Origin of the sequence: Dickeya dadantii NCPPB 898 (genome assembly GCF_000406145.1) — a bacterium.
GTDB lineage: Bacteria > Pseudomonadota > Gammaproteobacteria > Enterobacterales > Enterobacteriaceae > Dickeya > Dickeya dadantii.
Genome location: NZ_CM001976.1, coordinates 83,523 through 100,410, shown reverse-complemented (window position 1 = coordinate 100,410; position 16,888 = coordinate 83,523). Strand labels below are relative to the sequence as shown.

The 16,888-nt window shown below is 58.1% G+C and carries 14 protein-coding genes; 2 read left to right on the top strand and 12 right to left on the bottom strand.

The genetic code is table 11. From position 1 onward, the window contains the following. Nucleotides 1-262: 262 nt before the first annotated feature. The gene (locus DDA898_RS23325) at nt 263-436 is read right to left on the bottom strand and encodes a hypothetical protein (protein WP_158305112.1); all 174 of its coding nucleotides are present in this window, start codon (nt 434-436) and stop codon (nt 263-265) included. A gap of 91 nt (nt 437-527) precedes the next feature. Here DDA898_RS23325 and DDA898_RS00870 point away from each other — a divergent pair, with 91 nt between their 5' ends. After that, nucleotides 528-1,871, top strand: a complete 1,344-nt coding sequence (locus DDA898_RS00870; protein ID WP_038909901.1) for a 2-hydroxycarboxylate transporter family protein — start codon at nt 528-530, stop codon at nt 1,869-1,871. Nucleotides 1,872-2,421: 550 nt separating this feature from the next. Here the strand turns inward: DDA898_RS00870 and dcuR are convergent. From dcuR to ibpA, 5 genes are all read right to left on the bottom strand, one after another. After that, nucleotides 2,422-3,144, bottom strand: a complete 723-nt coding sequence (gene dcuR, locus DDA898_RS00865) for a two-component system response regulator DcuR (RefSeq protein ID WP_013315799.1) — start codon at nt 3,142-3,144, stop codon at nt 2,422-2,424. Between the two features lie 12 nt (nt 3,145-3,156). Next, nucleotides 3,157-4,770, bottom strand: coding sequence for a sensor histidine kinase (locus DDA898_RS00860; protein WP_013315798.1), 1,614 nt, complete (start codon nt 4,768-4,770; stop codon nt 3,157-3,159). A 180-nt stretch (nt 4,771-4,950) separates the two neighbouring features. Beyond that, on the bottom strand, nt 4,951-6,363 hold the full coding sequence (locus DDA898_RS00855) for an anion permease (RefSeq protein ID WP_033111496.1): 1,413 nt from the start codon (nt 6,361-6,363) through the stop codon (nt 4,951-4,953). A 674-nt stretch (nt 6,364-7,037) separates the two neighbouring features. Beyond that, on the bottom strand, nt 7,038-7,487 hold the full coding sequence (ibpB, locus tag DDA898_RS00850) for a small heat shock chaperone IbpB (protein WP_038909900.1): 450 nt from the start codon (nt 7,485-7,487) through the stop codon (nt 7,038-7,040). A 150-nt stretch (nt 7,488-7,637) separates the two neighbouring features. Further along, nucleotides 7,638-8,051, bottom strand: a complete 414-nt coding sequence (gene ibpA / locus DDA898_RS00845) for a small heat shock chaperone IbpA (protein WP_013315795.1) — start codon at nt 8,049-8,051, stop codon at nt 7,638-7,640. 299 nt (nt 8,052-8,350) lie between these two features. Between ibpA and DDA898_RS00840 the strand changes: the two genes are divergently transcribed. After that, nucleotides 8,351-8,722 carry a YceK/YidQ family lipoprotein gene (locus tag DDA898_RS00840; protein ID WP_013315794.1) on the top strand — a complete coding sequence of 124 codons (372 nt, stop codon included), beginning with the start codon at nt 8,351-8,353 and terminating at the stop codon, nt 8,720-8,722. On the opposite strand, the gene DDA898_RS00835 is transcribed toward DDA898_RS00840, so the two are convergent. The 6 genes from DDA898_RS00835 to DDA898_RS00810 all read right to left on the bottom strand — a co-directional run bounded on the left by DDA898_RS00835 (nt 8,716) and on the right by DDA898_RS00810 (nt 16,620). Next, nucleotides 8,716-9,720: a LacI family DNA-binding transcriptional regulator gene (locus DDA898_RS00835; RefSeq protein WP_038909899.1), complete on the bottom strand. Its 1,005-nt coding sequence runs from the start codon at nt 9,718-9,720 to the stop codon at nt 8,716-8,718. The two genes, DDA898_RS00840 and DDA898_RS00835, sit on opposite strands and share 7 nt — an antisense overlap. Nucleotides 9,721-9,820: 100 nt before the next feature. Beyond that, nucleotides 9,821-11,173 (bottom strand): MFS transporter, encoded by a 1,353-nt coding sequence (locus DDA898_RS00830; RefSeq protein WP_038909898.1) that lies wholly within the window; start codon nt 11,171-11,173, stop codon nt 9,821-9,823. Nucleotides 11,174-11,286: 113 nt separating this feature from the next. Beyond that, nucleotides 11,287-12,333 carry a sialidase family protein gene (locus DDA898_RS00825; protein ID WP_038909897.1) on the bottom strand — a complete coding sequence of 349 codons (1,047 nt, stop codon included), beginning with the start codon at nt 12,331-12,333 and terminating at the stop codon, nt 11,287-11,289. Between the two features lie 16 nt (nt 12,334-12,349). Next, nucleotides 12,350-13,309: a dihydrodipicolinate synthase family protein gene (locus DDA898_RS00820; RefSeq protein ID WP_038909896.1), complete on the bottom strand. Its 960-nt coding sequence runs from the start codon at nt 13,307-13,309 to the stop codon at nt 12,350-12,352. Nucleotides 13,310-13,312: 3 nt separating this feature from the next. Beyond that, complete coding sequence (locus tag DDA898_RS00815; protein WP_038909895.1) at nt 13,313-14,983, bottom strand: signal transduction protein; 1,671 nt, start codon at nt 14,981-14,983, stop codon at nt 13,313-13,315. Between the two features lie 50 nt (nt 14,984-15,033). Then, nucleotides 15,034-16,620: an FGGY-family carbohydrate kinase gene (locus DDA898_RS00810; protein ID WP_038909894.1), complete on the bottom strand. Its 1,587-nt coding sequence runs from the start codon at nt 16,618-16,620 to the stop codon at nt 15,034-15,036. Nucleotides 16,621-16,888: the final 268 nt, after the last annotated feature.

The window sequence follows — 16,888 nt, the reverse complement described above, 5'->3', positions numbered from 1 at the left end:
TCCCTGCTCGTCACAGTATGGCAGAAAATGGCGCGTCTGCCGGATAGCCAGCCCCCTGCCGACAGATCCCATCGCGCTGGAGTTTTATTTATATAACTTTTTAAATTTTATTTTTTATTTAACCCTGCCGTGTTATTTTTATATTGCTAAAACTAACCCGCCTATATAAATAATCCCGCCAAAACATTCACAAATTAATTTTAATTACAAAACTACGAATTAAGTTATTTAAAGGCGAATTGCTGTGAGGTTCACAAATCCCTCATATTTGCAGTGAACGGCTATTATTTTTAACATTTACCCATGCTAGATTACCTAAAGAACATCCTGCAATAAAAATAACATCGCCTTTTGCTTTTGATGGTGTGCCGCATGGCTGTTGTACTTTGCGCCCATACATGATTTGTGCCCATATATGGTTGTATTTTGCGCTCATAACCGTGCCTTGCGCCCATAACACAATTTTCCACGTCTTGCAGAGCAAGTTGCTTATCTCTGTCCTATGCCGCTACAACAGGGTGAATATAATGAAAAACATTGAAACTGAAATCATGAGCGATAACACGCTCGCCACCACCGCCCCATCAGGCTTACTGGAAAGTTTAAATAAAATGCGCATTGGATCAGTGCCGTTTATTCTTTTTCTGGTCATTTCCGCCGTTGTCTTTATTGCCGCCTATGCCAGTTATTTGCCTAAAAACATGATCGGCGGATTCGCTGTTATTATGACCATGGGATTCCTGTTGGCTTATATCGGCCAGCGTATTCCGGTGCTGAAAGAAATCGGCGGTCCGGCGATTCTTTGCCTGATGGTGCCGTCCATTCTGGTGTATTTCCATCTGTTCAACGCCAACACGCTGGATACCGTCAAGCTGTTGATGAAAGACGCCAACTTCCTCTATTTCGTCATCGCCAGTCTGGTAGTGGGCAGTATTCTCGGCATGAACCGCGTCATCCTGATTCAGGGCATGATCCGCATGTTCATTCCGCTGGTGATAGGCACCGCCACCGCGGTGGTGACCGGCCTGCTGGTGGGTAAACTGTTCGGCTACAGCTTCTATCACACCTTCTTCTTCATCATCGTGCCGATCATCGGCGGCGGTATCGGCGAAGGCATTCTGCCGCTGTCGCTGGCCTATTCCGCCATCCTCGGCCAGGCGCCGGACGTGTACGTCGCCCAATTAGTGCCTGCCGCCGTCGTCGGCAACATTTTCGCCATCATCTGCGCCGGCGTGCTGGCCCGCATCGGCGTATGGCGCAGCGACCTGAACGGTAACGGCAATCTGGTGCGCAACGAAGCCGATAACGCGCTGTTTGCGGTGAAAGACGCGCCGAAAACGGTGGATTTCCACCTGATGGGCGGCGGTCTGCTGCTGATCTGCACCTTCTTCATCGTCGGCGGGCTGTTTGAAAAAGTGCTGCATATCCCCGGTCCGGTGCTGATGATTCTGATCGCGGTGCTGTGCAAATACGGCCGTGTTATCCCATCCAGCATGGAAACCGGTGCCAACAGCTTCTACAAGTTCGTATCCAGTTCGCTGGTGTGGCCGCTGATGATCGGTCTGGGCATGCTGTACGTGCCGCTGGAAAGCGTGGTGGCGGTATTCTCCGTCGGTTACGTGGTGGTGTGCGGCTCCGTAGTGCTCTCAATGGCGCTGATCAGCTTCTTCATCGCGCCGTACCTGAAGATGTATCCGGTTGAAGCCTCTATCGTGACCAGTTGCCACAGCGGTCTGGGCGGCACCGGCGACGTGGCGATTCTGTCCGCCTCCAATCGCATGTCGTTGATGCCGTTCGCGCAAATCGCCACCCGTATCGGCGGCGCTTCCACCGTGATCGCCGCTACCCTGCTGCTCGGCTGGCTGGTGTAATCGCCCCACTGATTTTTATACGACAAGGCCACGGATAGCGTGGCCTTTTTCGTTTTATGCACCCGATAAAAAAGCCACGGTATCCGTGGCTTCAGACTGCTGACAAACGCATTAAGTACAGGATGAGGCATCTTTCCGGCGTCAAAAACTGCGCTGAGGTGGGCGACTTCGCCGGGTGAGCCGCATATACGCGGCGAAAGCCCGTGTCGTGTTGGACAAAAACGCCGGGAGCGTTTTTGAACAGCGTTTACGCTGGCCCGTAGGGCGAGCCCCAGGGATGGGGCGAGTAATCACGTCACGGGCGGCCCGAACCGCGAAGTCGAACGCCGAAGGTAGCGCGTAGCGCCGCAGTTTAGCCACCAGCCAGTGGTCAAGGAGAGGTGGCGTTTGAACCTCTCCTTGTCGGGCGTGCGATGAAGCAGCAAAGAATTACACCGTTTATCCCGCACGAAATTATTCACTGACCGGACAAACTTCACCATTCACAAGGCAATATAGCTGTTTGTCAACAGCCTCAAGCCACGGTATCCGTGGCTTCGTTGTTTTGATGTTATTCGCAGTACTGACGCAGCGCGTCCTGCTTTTCCGGCAGTAGCCGGTAGAGATAAACCGGGCGGCCGGTGGAGCCGTAGAGAATGTTGGTATCGAGAATACCGGTGTCAGCCAGATAGATCAGGTATTTACGGCAAGACACGCGGGAAATGCCAATGGCATTGGCCAGCATCTCGGTGGAGAATTCCGCGCCCTGATTGCCCTCGACCCATTCGCAGACGGTGCGCAGCGTCAGGCTGGTCAGCCCTTTCGGCAGTTTCTTGCGCTCTACCGTCGGTGTGCCGCTGGTACGGCGAATCAGGTTATCAATGTCCGACTGCGCCACGAACTCACGGTGCTTGAGCAGGTTGGCTTCTTCCCGATAGGCGGTCAGCGCCTGCTCGAAGCGGGCAAACTGGAACGGCTTGATCAGATAATCCACCACGCCGTAATGCAGCGCTTTTTTGATGGTATACACATCACTGGCCGACGAAATGATAATTACGTCCGTGTGTTCGCTGAATTCACGGATCGTAGGCAGCAAATCCAGACCGTTATCCTGCTGCATGTAGATATCCAGCAGCACCAGATCGATCTCGCAGTCCGGCTGCATCAGCAGATTTCGCGCCTGCTGCAGCGTCGGCACCGTCGCGTAGCAGCTAAACCCGGAAATCTGATTCAGATAACACTTATTCAACTCCGCCACCATGGCGTCGTCATCGACGATCAGTACATTTATCATGGTCAAACTGCCTTAATCATGGTCAAACTGCCTTGCTTGATACGGGATATTCACAAAAAACTGGGTGTAAACGTCCGGTTCGGATTCAAAATCGATGGTACCGCCGATTTTTTCCAGACTCTGCCGGGTGAGATACAGGCCAATGCCGCGCCCGGAGCCTTTGGTGGAAAATCCTTCCTGGTAAATGCGCTGCTGAATATCCGGCGCAATGCCTGGCCCGTCGTCGCTCACCGTGCAGTGTAACTGCCCATCCTGATGATGGAAGGTCACGCTGATTTCGCGGTTTTCCAGACCGGACAAGGCATCCATCGCGTTTTCGATCAGGTTGCCCAGCACGGTGATCAGCTCATTGGTGGCCTGGGCGTCGTCGGTATCCGGCAACAGACTGTCTTCGCTGATGGACAACGTCACGCCCAAATCCCGTGCCCGATTGATTTTACCCAACAGGAACCCGGCAATCACCGGAGATTTTACTTTTCGGATAATCGAGCCGATTTCCGCCTGATAATTATTGGCGGTTTTTAAAATATATTCTTCCAGCTGCGGGTAATATTTCAAATGCAGCATGCCGAGAATCACATGCAGCTTGTTCATGAATTCGTGTGACTGGGCGCGCAGGGCGTCGGCGTAATACGACATCCCGGTCAGGCGCTGCAACAACTGGCTGACTTCCGTTTTATCGCGGAAGGTGGCGATGGTGCCGATGATATCGCCCTTCACCACTACCGGCACGGTGTTGATCAACAACAGGTTGCCGTTGAAATTGATTTCCTCATCCTGCCGCGGCGCACCGGTTTCCAACACCTTTTCCAGATTCATCAGCGCCGGCCAGCGGCTGATGGTGCTGCCGATCGCCAGCGTTTCGCCGGACCCATGCTGACTGAACAACCGCTTGGCTTCGTCGTTGATGATGGTGACGCGCAGATCGGTATCCACCGCGATCACCCCCTCCTTGATTTGTTTGAGCATCGCGTTGCGTTGTTCGAACAGATTGGAGATTTCGAACGGTTCGAACCCCAGCATGATGCGCTTGAGGGTTTTCACCAGAAAATAGGTGCCGAGCAGGCCGACCAGCGCGCCGAACAGGATGGTCCAGGGGATGATCCAGCGGTTTTCGTTAATCACCGACTGCACGCTGGACAGCGAAATCCCCACCGCCACCACCCCGAGTTGCTGGTTATTCTTGTCAAACACCGGCGTGAACACCCGCAGCGCCGGGTCCAGCACCCCGCGGTTCACCGCGGTATTCTCCAGCCCCAGCAGCGCCGGGTAGAGGTCATCGCCGATAAAGTGACGGCCAATCTGCCCCGGTTCCGGATGGGAATGACGGATGCCGTCCATATCGGTAACGATCACAAACAGCAGGTGGTTACGGCTTTTCACATCCTCGGAAAAACGCTGTACCAGCATCGGGTCGCCGATACCTTTCAGGTCGTCCACCACAATCGGCGAATTTGCGACGGTGCGAGCGATGGCGAAGGCTTTGTCCTTGAGGTGAGTTTCGGTCAGTTCGGTGATACGGAAAAACAGCAGCGCGTAAACCACCAGCAGTACCGAGCCAATCACCGCCGACACCATCAAAATGATCGAGGTGCCTAATTTCAGCGGTGTCTTTTTCTTACTCATCTCTCGCTCCGGAATTCGCATCATCGATCCCGCTATCTTAACCTGTTCGCGCCATTTCTGCGCCATTTCCACGCGCAGAGAACAAAACCGCCGCCCATATCCGGCGGCGGCGAATCAAACAGATAGGCAAAAAGACGATCACCATATCCCCAAAACGTATTACCACATCCCCAAAATTTATTACCACATCCCCAAAACCTTCCACCACAGGCTGCCGATGCCAAGCCAAATGGGAATGACCACCAGCCCAACCAGGAAGCCGATCTTCCACCAGGTTCCCAGCGACAGGTAGCCGCAGCCGAACATGATCGGCGCCGGGCCGCCGGAGTAGTGCGTGGTCGCCATAAACAGGTTACTGAAAGCGGCAAACGCCAGCACCGTCAGCACCGGCGGCGCGCCCGCCGCAATGGCGATCGACACGAAAATGGCGTACATGGCGCTGATGTGCGCCACCGCGCTGGCCATAAAATAGTGGCTGTAGTAATACACCAGCAGCAGCAGGCCCACCATCGGCAGCCAGTGCATCCCGGCGACGGCGTGACCGGCGATGCCGCCCAGCCAGGCGATCAGCCCCATCTTGTTCAACTGGGTCGCCAGCATCATCAACACCGCGAACCACACCACGGTGTGCCAGGCCTCTTTCTCGCCGGTTACGTCTTCCCAGCTCAATGCGCGGGTCAGCAACAGCACGCTCAGGCCGCCCAGCGCGGTCAGGGTAGCGTCGATATTCAGCGTCGACCCCAGCACCCAGAACACTACCAGCCCCAGGAACACGCACAGCACAATCCATTCGTTGCGGCTCATCGGCCCCATTTCGTGCAGGCGAACCTTGGCCAGCTCGCGCATTTCCGGGGTTTTCTTCAGTTCCGGCGGGTAGAAACGGTAGAGCACCAGCGGGATCACGATCAACGACAGCAGCCCCGGCACCAGCGTCGCCGCCGCCCATTCGGTCCAGGTCAGGTGAACGCCGAATTGGGTCGCCAGCTTGCTGATCAGCGGGTTACCGGCCATAGACGTCATAAACATCGCCGACGTAATGGCGTTGCACTGGAAAATGGTTTGCACCAGAAATGAACCGATGCGGCGTTGAGTGCCCTGCTCCGGCGTTGAACCGTAAGCCTCGGCGATCGAGCGGAACAGCGGGGTGATAATGCCGCCGCAGCGTGCGGAGGTTGACGGCATCGCCGGGGAAAACAGCAGGTCGGTGAACACCAGACCATACGCCAACCCCAGGCTGCTGTTGCCGAGTTTGCTGATGAACAAAAACCCGATGCGGCGGCCGAAACCGGTTTTGATAAAGCTGCGCGAGATGAAAAAGGCGCAGGCAATCATCCAGATGGTGGGGTCGCCAAACCCGACCAACACATCCTTGACCGGCAGCAAGCCGAGCGCCGCGACGGCGGTGATACTAAAAATGGCAATGGCGCCAAGGGGGTAAGGAGAGAGAATCAGACCGATGACCGTAGCAATAAATATTGCCAGCAGGTGCCATGCGGCAGGACTAACGCCCTCAGGAACGGGAACAAACCAAAATATAACGGCTATGCCGAGGATAATAAGAAGCTTCACTAACCTGCTGTTATTTGCAGACATACCAACACCACTCAAGATTAAAACGAAATCAGCCGCTTTTACCGGACGTCCCGCGTTACGAGTGGAGGAGTTGTTTTATTTCTTCATCACCCTTATTTCCGCCGTCCGGCAATGCAGACAGCGAGTTTTCCGGCGCGCCATCGCCATCTTTCATGGCGGGATACAGCCTGACAAACACAACGGGTACAGCATCAGTAAAAAAAAGACGAGAAAACGAAAAGAACAGGGTGCTTTTCTCGTCCCATCAAAATCAAGTGAAGTGATCAACGGGAAAAATAGTATTATAAAAGTGGAATCCACTACTGTTATTTTAATTACTAAATAGGTTTAATAATTTACTTTTGAAAATAAAAACGCCATTTCAAAAATAAATAAACCAGAAAATAAAGCCACAAAATAACAATTATGGAACATGAGATTAACGATAATGTTAATGACAATCCATTAATGAACACCGGTTCAACACTCATTATTTATCGATTTATTTCATTCTATTCAGACAGGAAATAAAATACTTCTGAAGTATTTTCCGATATTTTCCCTTTAAATATGGAAAAATAGTCATTAAGAATTAATGTAAATAATCACCAGCGCCGGATGATGGGCTGGGAAACGCGGGAAAAAATGTTAAAAAAATGCCCGCGAGCATCTCGCGGGCGGTCGATTATGGCCGGCTAAGCCTGTTCATCCGGCGTCTTCTCCTGAAGTTCGGGCGCACGGCGGCCGATGGCGATACGCTGCGGTTGCAGCGCCTGCGGCACGTCGCGAATCAGGTCAATGTGCAGCAGCCCGTGCTGGAACTGCGCGTCGGACACATGCAGGTGTTCAGCCAGCGTAAAGCTCAGCGAGAACGGCTTGAACACCAGCCCTTGATGCAGATACTGCGCCTTTTTCTCCGGCAACGTCGGCGCGCCCTTCACGGTCAGGCGCTGGCCTTCCACTTCAATATCCAGCTCCGACTGGCGGAACCCAGCCAGCGCCAGCGTAATACGGTAATGGTTATCATCGACTTTTTCGATGTTGTACGGCGGGAACTCCACCGCTTCCTGGCTGCCCATCGCGCTGGCGAGTTTGTCGAAGCCAATCCACTGACGCAGCAGGGGGGATAAATCGTAGTTGCGCATACTGATAACTCCTTCTGTGAAGCGAGATAACGGTTTCCGGCGGTAGCCGGGTCGTCCCCATTCGGCGGACGAATAGATGCCATCACTCAGAGGGATCTCTGAGGTAGGTGTACTCATCGCCGCGGCGTCGCGCGCCGGCGGCCGTCATGATTATTTGATTTCGATACGGCGCGGTTTCAGCGTTTCCGGAATCACGCGTTGCAGGTCGATGAACAGCAAACCGTTTTCCAGATTGGCGCCGTTAATCTGAATGTGTTCCGCCAGCTGGAATTTGCGTTCAAAATTGCGCTCGGCAATGCCCTGATAGAGGTAATTGCGCGGGGTGGCGTCGCCGCTGTGCGATCCTTTGACAATCAGCATGTTGTCGTGCGCGGTGATCTCCAGTTCGCTTTCGGCGAAACCGGCCACGGCAATCGCAATGCGATACTGGTTTTCGTCAACCAACTCAACGTTATACGGGGGATATCCGCCATTGCCCTGGCTTTGGCCGGCTTCCAGCAGATTAAACAGACGATCAAAACCAATAGCGGAGCGATACAACGGGGAAAAATCGGGGTTACGCATAAACTGCCTCCTAATCATGCAGCGAGGTCAAAGATAACCGCCTTCCATTTGGACAGGCGTCTGGCGTGGGAGAAATACCCTGTCGGCGTATTTCCGCTTGCCTGATATCAAATATGGTGACCCACTTCCGCTTTTCAACACCGTGAAGGAAAATTCTCTTATTCTTTCCCCGGTTCAGGTGTAATCACATACACTGGACAGCAAGCACATTTTGCTAAAACATGTGAAGGTCGTAACCATATGCAGGGCGATGTACGCGCAGTCAACCACGTAACCGGGCAAACGCTTCTCAGGGTAACATGATGACCATACTGAAAAATGCCTCATTGTCGTTTGTGTTGTCAGGCGGGATACTGGTGACATGCGGTGGCTGCTCTAGTGTGATGACTCACTCTGGCGGCGAGCAGGGGTACTATTCCGGCACCAAATCCAGCATGACCACGCTAAAAAACGAGGACACCAGTTGGGCGATGATGCCGATGGTAGCGCTGGATGTTCCCTTCTCCGCCATGCTGGATACGCTGCTGTTACCCTATGACTATTATCGAACCCACAGCGACCACCACAATACTTCGGCCCGCGACCGGCTGGAAGAATACGAACGCCGCAAACCGGCAGGCGATCCGCCGCCGACGATGATACCCGTCTCAGCCAATAACGCCGGTCAGTGACGTTCAGCCTGGCGGCGGTGGATCAAGGTCATGGGGATCACCGCCTTGTGCGGCTGCGCCTCGCCGTTCAGCGCCTGCTGCATCGCCGCAAACGCCTGTTCAGTCCAGGCGTCTTCGTTCTGGCGCATCGACCACAAGGTATTCGGCAAAAATCCCAGCATGGCGTGTTCATCGAAGGTGCCGATATTGATGTGCGCCGGAATATAGCCATAGCGCTCACGCACCACGCTTAACATCCCTTCCAGCACCGGCAGTGACGACGCGATGAACGCCGGCGGCGGCGCGTCGTGCTGGCGCAAAAACTGCTCCATCATCAACATGCCGTCCTCGCGACGGTTATGACTGGCCTCCAGCACCGCCGGGGTCAGCCCGGCCTGCTGCACCGACTGGTGATAGCCGCGCAAACGGTCGCGGATCGCCGGCTGCTGCACGTCGCCGGCCATGAAAAACAACGGCGCAGCGGGCTGGACGGCCAGCATCGCTTCGGTCAGCGCCGCCCCGCCCTGCAGGTTGTCACTCATTACCAGCGGCAGTTGATCGATGCCGAAGTCGCGGTCCAGCAGCACCAGCGGCTTTTTCACCACCTTCGCGTGGTGCTGAGCCGCCTGTAGCGACGACGGCACCACGAACAGCCCGTCGACATTGCGCTGCAACAGCGCCTCCACCAGCCGGTTTTCGTACTGCGGGTCGCTGTAAGAACAGCTGATCATCAACTGATAGCCCACCTCGCGGCAGCGGGTTTCGAGCTTTTCGGCCAGCGTCGAGAAAAACAGGTTGGATAAGCGGGGCACGATCAGCCCCAATGTTTCGGTTTTGTTCAGCTTCAGGCTGCGGGCGACGTGATTGACGGTGTAACCGTACTCGGTTACGTACTGGTGGATGCGTTGCTGGGTTTTGGCGCTGATTCGATACTGTTCCGCTTTTCCATTCAGCACCAGACGCACCGTGGTCACGGACAGCTTCAAGGCACTGGCAATCTGTTCAACTGTTTTCGCCATGAAACAGAATATCCCTGTGAGAACTGAAAGACAGCCAGTGTAACGGAATAACTAACTCGACGCAGCTAAAGCGCGGCCGACCCTGGCCGCGATCAATAAATCACACGTCTTTGGTCATATCACGGTGCGAGGTTTCCGGCGCTTTCCAGGCGGCGAACGCCGCCACCAGCGCCGCTACCGTGACGTAGGTCGCCACCAGCGTCCAGGACTCGTTATCCATCGCGGTGAGCCCCTTGGCGATAAACGGGGTGAAACCGCCCGCCACAATCGCCCCCAGTTGTGCGCCGATGGACGCGCCGCTGTAACGTACTTTCGGGCCGAACAGTTCGGTAAAGAACGCCGGTTGCACCGCGTTGATGGAGTTGTGGGCAATATTAATCAGCAGAATGTATCCCAGCACCATCAGACCAAAGGAGCCGCTTTCCAGCAGATAGAAGAACGGGAACGCCATCGCCGCGGCGCACAGCGCCCCGAAGATATAGATCGGACGGCGGCCGACCCGGTCGGACAGCGCGCCGAACAGCGCATGCATCGGGAACGCCATCACGCAGGTCGCCATGATCACGTTAAGCATGGTCTGTTTGGGCACGCCCAGCTGTACGGTGGCGTAGGACACCGCAAACACCGTCGCCAAAAAGAACGGCACGCTTTCCGCGAAGCGCAGCACCATGATCAGGCAAACGCTGCGCCACTGTTTACGCAGCACTTCCACCACCGGGCTTTGACGGCGCACCGGCTCCTGCTCACGCGTTTGCTGTTGCTGTTGTTGCTGCTGGACTTGCTGGAACACCGGCGTTTCATCCACCTTACGGCGCATATACAGCCCCACCAGCACCAGCGCCACGCTCAGCATGAACGGCACGCGCCAGCCCCAGGACATCAGTTGATCTTCCGGCAGCGTCGACACCATGGCGAATATCGCCGTCGCCAGCAGCTGTCCGGAAAAACCGCCGGTCTGAGGAATGGAGCCGAGCAGGCCGCGACGGTTGGCGGGCGCGGTTTCCACCACCATCAGCATGGCGCCGCCCCACTCGCCGCCCACCAGAAAGCCCTGTACGAAACGCAGCACCACCAGCAGCACCGGCGCCCAGACGCCAATCTGGTGATAGGTGGGCAGGCAGCCGATCAGAAACGTCGCCATCCCCATACCGCCGAGGGTAATCAGCAGCGTCAGCTTACGCCCCAGGGTGTCGCCCATGTGGCCGAAGAAGATGCCGCCCAGCGGGCGGGCAATGAACCCCACGCCAAAGGTAGCGAACGACGCCAGCATCGCCGCCATCGGGCTGACGGTGGGAAAGAACAGTTTGCCAAACACCAGCGCGCTCGCCAGTCCGTAGAGCAGGAAATCGTAAAACTCGATGGTGTTGCCAATCCAACTGGAGATCACCACGCGGCGGATATTGGATTTATTGTGCATCGCCTGGTGTTGGGATAATTCCACGGAAATCGACATGATGTTCCTCGCTTTATGATTTTATCGCCCTTCAGGCAAAGCCATCCGGACGCCGCCGTACCCGGAGGTCGGCGGGGGGTGTAGGGTACAGGTTTTTTTGAGTGCTACAACGACTACCCGCTGAATATCAGCGCGCAGTAAACGATATTTTTTCGATTCCAGGTGTAGGTCACATGTAACGTGTCGCCATCGGCAATAATGGCGGGATAAGAGAACTCGCCGGGTTCCTGCTCAAGATCGATACTGTTTTCCCAGTGCTCGCCGTTGTCGGTGGAACAGGCCACCGTCAGCGGATAGCGGTGGCGCCAGTTACCGGTCACCGGGTTGTAGACCAGCACCAGACGGCCCGCGCCCAGATGCGCCAGATCGACGCCGCTGTTGTTGTTCGGCAAATCAATGGCGTAAGCCTCGCGCCAGCGGCGGCCGTAATCGTCCGAATCGCTGCGGTACAGCGCGCCGCGGGTGCTGCGCATCAGCACATGCACCTGCCCCGGCGACGACTCCCATGCCGATGGCTGGATCACGCCGTCCCACTGAAACACCCGCGTCAGGTCATTTTCCCACAGCGCCGCCTGCTCCAGCCCCTGCCACAACGCCTCGCCGTCACGCTCACCGGGCGTCCGGTGGGTCAGCGGAATCGGCACCGTCTGCCAGCTCCGCCCCCGATCGCCGCTAAGGTCGACAAACGCGTCCCAATGACGATCGTCTTCAACCGATGCAGGCGCCAGCCACTCGCCGTTGGACATCACCAGCAGTTTGTTCTTCACCGGCCCGCGCGGCGCACTGTCGCCGGGCACCAGCGGGCGTGGGGCGGACCAGCTCGCGCCGTCATCCGTCGATACCGTCACCCGCGTCTGCCAGTGGTGCACATCGGCGCCCACTTTATAGAACAGCCACAGCGTGCCCGCCTGCCAATGCAACACCGGGTTCCAGTGCGCCAGCCCGTCTTCCCACGCCACCCGTACCGGCGGCAGCCAGCGCCCCTGCTCGGCGCAGGCCAGCCAGATAGCGGTATCGCCGCTGCCTTCCTTTTCACCGGCAAACCAGGCCACCCGTAGCCGCCCCTCCGGCAATACCGCCGCGGTCGAGGCGTGGCAGTTGCCGAAGTAGTCATGCCCTTCGGGCAGGACGAATTGCTGTGTTGTCATTGTCAGCTTCATCAGGGTGTCCTTCAGGTTACCGGAGCGATGCCGGGAGCTGCGTCTCCAGCGTCTGGCCCAGCCGGAGCATGCTCTCAATCGCCTGCGGGAAGAAACTCTCGCCGTAAGCCGCGCTGTTGCGCACCCGGCACACGTGGGTCGAGAACGTACCACATTGCTGCTGATAGAACTTGGCGCAGGCCGGATAATCGAGAAACTCCGCCAGCGCCGCCGTACCTAGATAGTCCGCCAGTTGCTGCGCCGCCGCCGGATGCTCGCGCCAGTGTTCGAACAGCCACACGTACAGCTGCGGATGGAAATTGGCCATCACCCCGCTGTAGGCCTGACAGCCGGCTTGCAACGACGCCAGCAGCGTCTGGCTGTTGGCATTCGCCAGATGCAGGCGCGAGTTCTGCGCCAGTTGCAACCGCCGGCGAATGGTCGGCAGATCGCAACAGGTGTCTTTAATGAAGGTGTAACGCCTGCTGCGCGCGCACCAGGCAACCGTCTCGTCAGACAGCAGCCGTTTGTAAGGGTAAGGACATTCGTAGATGCCCAGATCCACCTGCGCGGGCAGTTGCGCCGTCAATGCCTGCAAGCGAGCCAGCGCCTGTTCGTCCGGCTCGCCCGCCAGCGCCAACCGGTTGCTGATCAGGATCACGCCGTCCACGCCGGTTTCCGCCACGCCGTTCAGTTGGTCCACCTGCTGGCTGAACGCGCTGGCGGTATGGCCTGACGCCACCACCGGCACCCGGCCGTCCACCTGCGCTACGATAAAGCGCACCAGCTCGCGGGTTTCCGCATCGCTTAAGAAAAACATCTCGCTGGACTGGCAGGCGGCGAACAGCCCGTGCACGCCGGCGTCCAGATACCACTCCACCAGCCGCGCCAGCGAGGCATAGTCGATTTCGCCGCGCGCGTCGAACGGGGTGAGCATCACCGGCCAGATGCCGGCGTACTTGTTTTCATCGTTAAAAGATGGGTTGTCGTAAGTCATGATTTACTCCGCCAGCAACCGGTGAGCGTCGCCCGCCGTCCATACCTGAATGTGTTGCGTCAACGCCTGCGCGACAAAGGCTTTCAGCACCTCGGCGAGCTTATCCTCGTCCACATACGCCACCGTCAGGTGGTTGCTCTGGTGGCCCGCCATCAGGTCGTCGCGGGTGACGCCGTCCAGCACCGCGTTGAGCAGCGGCCACTCGTAGTTGGTAGCACGGCGGCGGCGTTCAAATTCATCTGCAGGCAGTTCCACCGCCGTGCCGGTGCCGATATGCATCATCACCTGCGTGCCTTCGTAATGCGCCCGCGCCCAGACAAAACGCCCCGCTTTGCCCTGCCCGGCGATGGTGGAACCGCCGTACGGGAAGAACATCGGTGGCTGACGATAGCCGGTGGCGCCGGCGATGCCGCCTTTGAGATGAGCGAACGGCACCGCGCCGGAAATTTCCAGATCCCAATAGAAGACGCCCTGATGCTCGCTGCCCCAGCGAATATCGTGCAGCGTGGTTTCCGCCGGCAGCCCCAGCCCGTGCAGCAGGTGCCACAACATCACCTGCGGAATGGCGCTGCCCATGTCCACCTCGTTGATGCAGGGGATGGCGACGTCGGGACGAATCGGCTCGCCCTGCTCATCCGGCAGCGGGAAGCGTTCCGCGTTACCGATGGCCCCTTCGGCGAAATCAGACGCGGCGCAGCTGTCCTTCAGCCCCTGCTGGTACTGCACCCCAACCGCCGCCAGCCCGAAACGCTGGGTAAAGCGCGCCATGGCGATCATCATCGCGCACTGTTCCAGCACCTGATCGCGCGTCAGCTGGCGGCTGCCGTCATCACCGAACTCAAACCGCATGCCGCGCTGCTCATACCATGCCAGACAGCTTTCCCGCAGAGCGTGCGGCACCTTCGCCATCTCCACCAGCAACGCCGACTGCGACAACGATTCGATCGGCATACCGATAGTCACCATTGCCTGCTGCGGGAACACGCCGTTAATCATCCCCATGCAGAAGGTGTCGAACAGCCCGATAATCGCCTTATGCCGCAGAATGTATTCCCCGACCTGACGGCCGACCTGACCGGCCGGGGTCGCCAGCACCGGGTGAGACGCCGCCACCAGGCGCAAATAGCCGGTCTTGTGACTCACCGCGCCGTCGCGCAGCCAGGTCGCCAGCCCCTGACGGAACGCGTCATCGTCGAACGTCGCCGACCACAACCGGGAATAGTCGCGCCCAAGGCTGGTCAGGCAGCCCGCCATGCACAGCATGCCCACCAGCCCCGGCCAGGTGCCGTCGAAGTTAGCCAGCAGCAGCACCGGGCCGCGGTGATGCACCAGCGACGGCGCGATATGGTGGGAATACTGCCAGGCGGTCAGCAACACGATGACCGGCGCGTCGGGGTCGAGCGCGGCGAACACGTCGCTGCCTTCCCGCTGGCTGCTGATGAAGCCGTGCCCGCGGGCGCTGTCCACCGCATGGGCGCGCGTCATGCGGTATCCCAGTTGCTCCAGCGCGCTCTGCAGGCGGCTTTCAAACTGCTGCTGGGTCGGCCAGCAGGTCAGGTTGGCGGATTCCCGCAGATCCGCGTTGGTAACCAGCAAAACCTCACGTTCGCCGACGGAAAGCCGGCGGGGTGAAGCGGGAAGATTCAGTGTCAACGAAACACGTTGTTCCAACATAGTATGCTCCTGGTGTCCTCTCCGGACTGCGCCGGAAGAAAATTCGGCTATCAGTGACGGCTCATCTGTTGCTGGACGGCCTGCTGGTAGTCATACATCTGTAGATAAATCTGGTATTTGGCGTCGTGAAACGGTTGATTGCGGCGGTCGGTGCGGATAAGCGGGCCGGGCTGCACCAGCGCCTGCGCCGCTTGCGGCAGCGAGGGATACGCGCCACAGGCCACCGCCCCCAGCAACGCGGCGCCGAGCGTGACCGCGTCTTCTTCGCTCGCCAGTTGAATATCGCAACCGGTGATGGCGGCGTATTCCCGCAGCCACAGCGGATTTTTGGTGGCGCCGCCGCACATCGTCAGCCGGGTAATCTGATGACCGTCTTGATTCAACGCCTCAATAATGTGCCGGGTGCCGTAGGCGATCGCCTGCAATGTCGCCAGATACAGCCGCGCCAGCGCATCCGGCCCTTGTTCCAGCGTCAGCCCCATCACGACACCGCGCGCATCCGGGTTGGCGCGCGGCGAGCGGTTGCCGTGGTGATCCGCCAGCACGTGCAGATGGCGGGTCGGCAACGGCTCGCGCTGCTCCAGCGACGCTACCCACTCGTTCAGCAATGCATACGGGCTACGGCGCTGTTGCTCCGCCTGCGCGGTCAACACTGGCCACTGCGCATGCTGGCGCAACGTCCATTCCACCAGCGCGCCCGCCGCGCTCTGCCCGCCTTCGTTGAGCCACCACTGCGGCAGCATCGCCCCCCAGTACGGCCCCCACACGCCGGGTACTTCAACCGGCTGGCGGCTGACCAGCATATGGCAGTTAGACGTTCCGCTGATGACGGCGAGGCTGCCCTGCGGTTCGCTGCCCACCAGCGCCAGCCCACCGGCGTGGGCGTCAATAATGCCACCGGCGACCACCACGTTTTCCGGCAGCCCCCAGTCGCGCGCCACGTCAGCCGCCAGCGTTCCGGCCGCCTCGCCCAGTTGCAGGATGCGCGGCGGGATTTTCTGCTGCAGATCGGCCAGCCCGACCGCCTGCAACAGGCTGTCGCTAAAGCGGTTTTCGTGCGCCAGATAGTTCCACTTGCAGGTCAGGGTGCAGACGCTGGCGGCGTCCGCGCCGGTGGCGCGCCACACCAGATAGTCCGCCAGATCGAAAAAGCGCCATACCTGCTGATAACGTGCCGGGAAATGACGCTTCAGCCACAGGATCTTGGGCAATTCCATCTCAATACTGACCTCGCCGCCCACATAGCGCAGCGCCTCGTCGCCGGTGGCGTTGATGTCGGCGGTTTCGGCGGCGGCGCGGTGATCCATCCACATGATGATGTCCCGCTGCGGGTCGTGCTGCTCGGCCACCGATACCGGATGCCCTTGCGGCCCGACCGCCACCAGCGAGCAGGTGGCGTCAAAGCCGATGGCGCGCACCAGCGAAGGGGCAACCGCCGCTACGCTCAGCGCCTCACGCACACAGGCGCCGACCGCCTGCCAGATATCCGTCGATGATTGCTCCACCATGTGGGTGCGGGGATGAAACTGTTCGATAGGCCGCACCGCAAACGCCAGGCGTTGGCCCTCGCCGTCAAACACCCCGGCCCTGACGCTGGCCGACCCGACATCCACACCGATGAAGCAACCGTTTTTCATGCTGAAATCTCTTTGCTAAGTCGAGTTAGCAATGTATTGGAAGCGCAGAGCAGGTGACAATGTTTTTTGCTGTGAACTGTGAGGCGGATCGGTGAATAAAAAGTAATCGTTTGAAAGGAAACAGTTTTATTGGGCAATCAAAACAGTGGATCGCAATCAAAACCGTAGATCGCAATCAAAACAGTGGCTCGATGAAAACCGCAGAGGGGAATGGCGGAAGAGAGGTAAGCAACGGGCGGCGAACCCGTCTGCACGCGCCGCCCGTCAG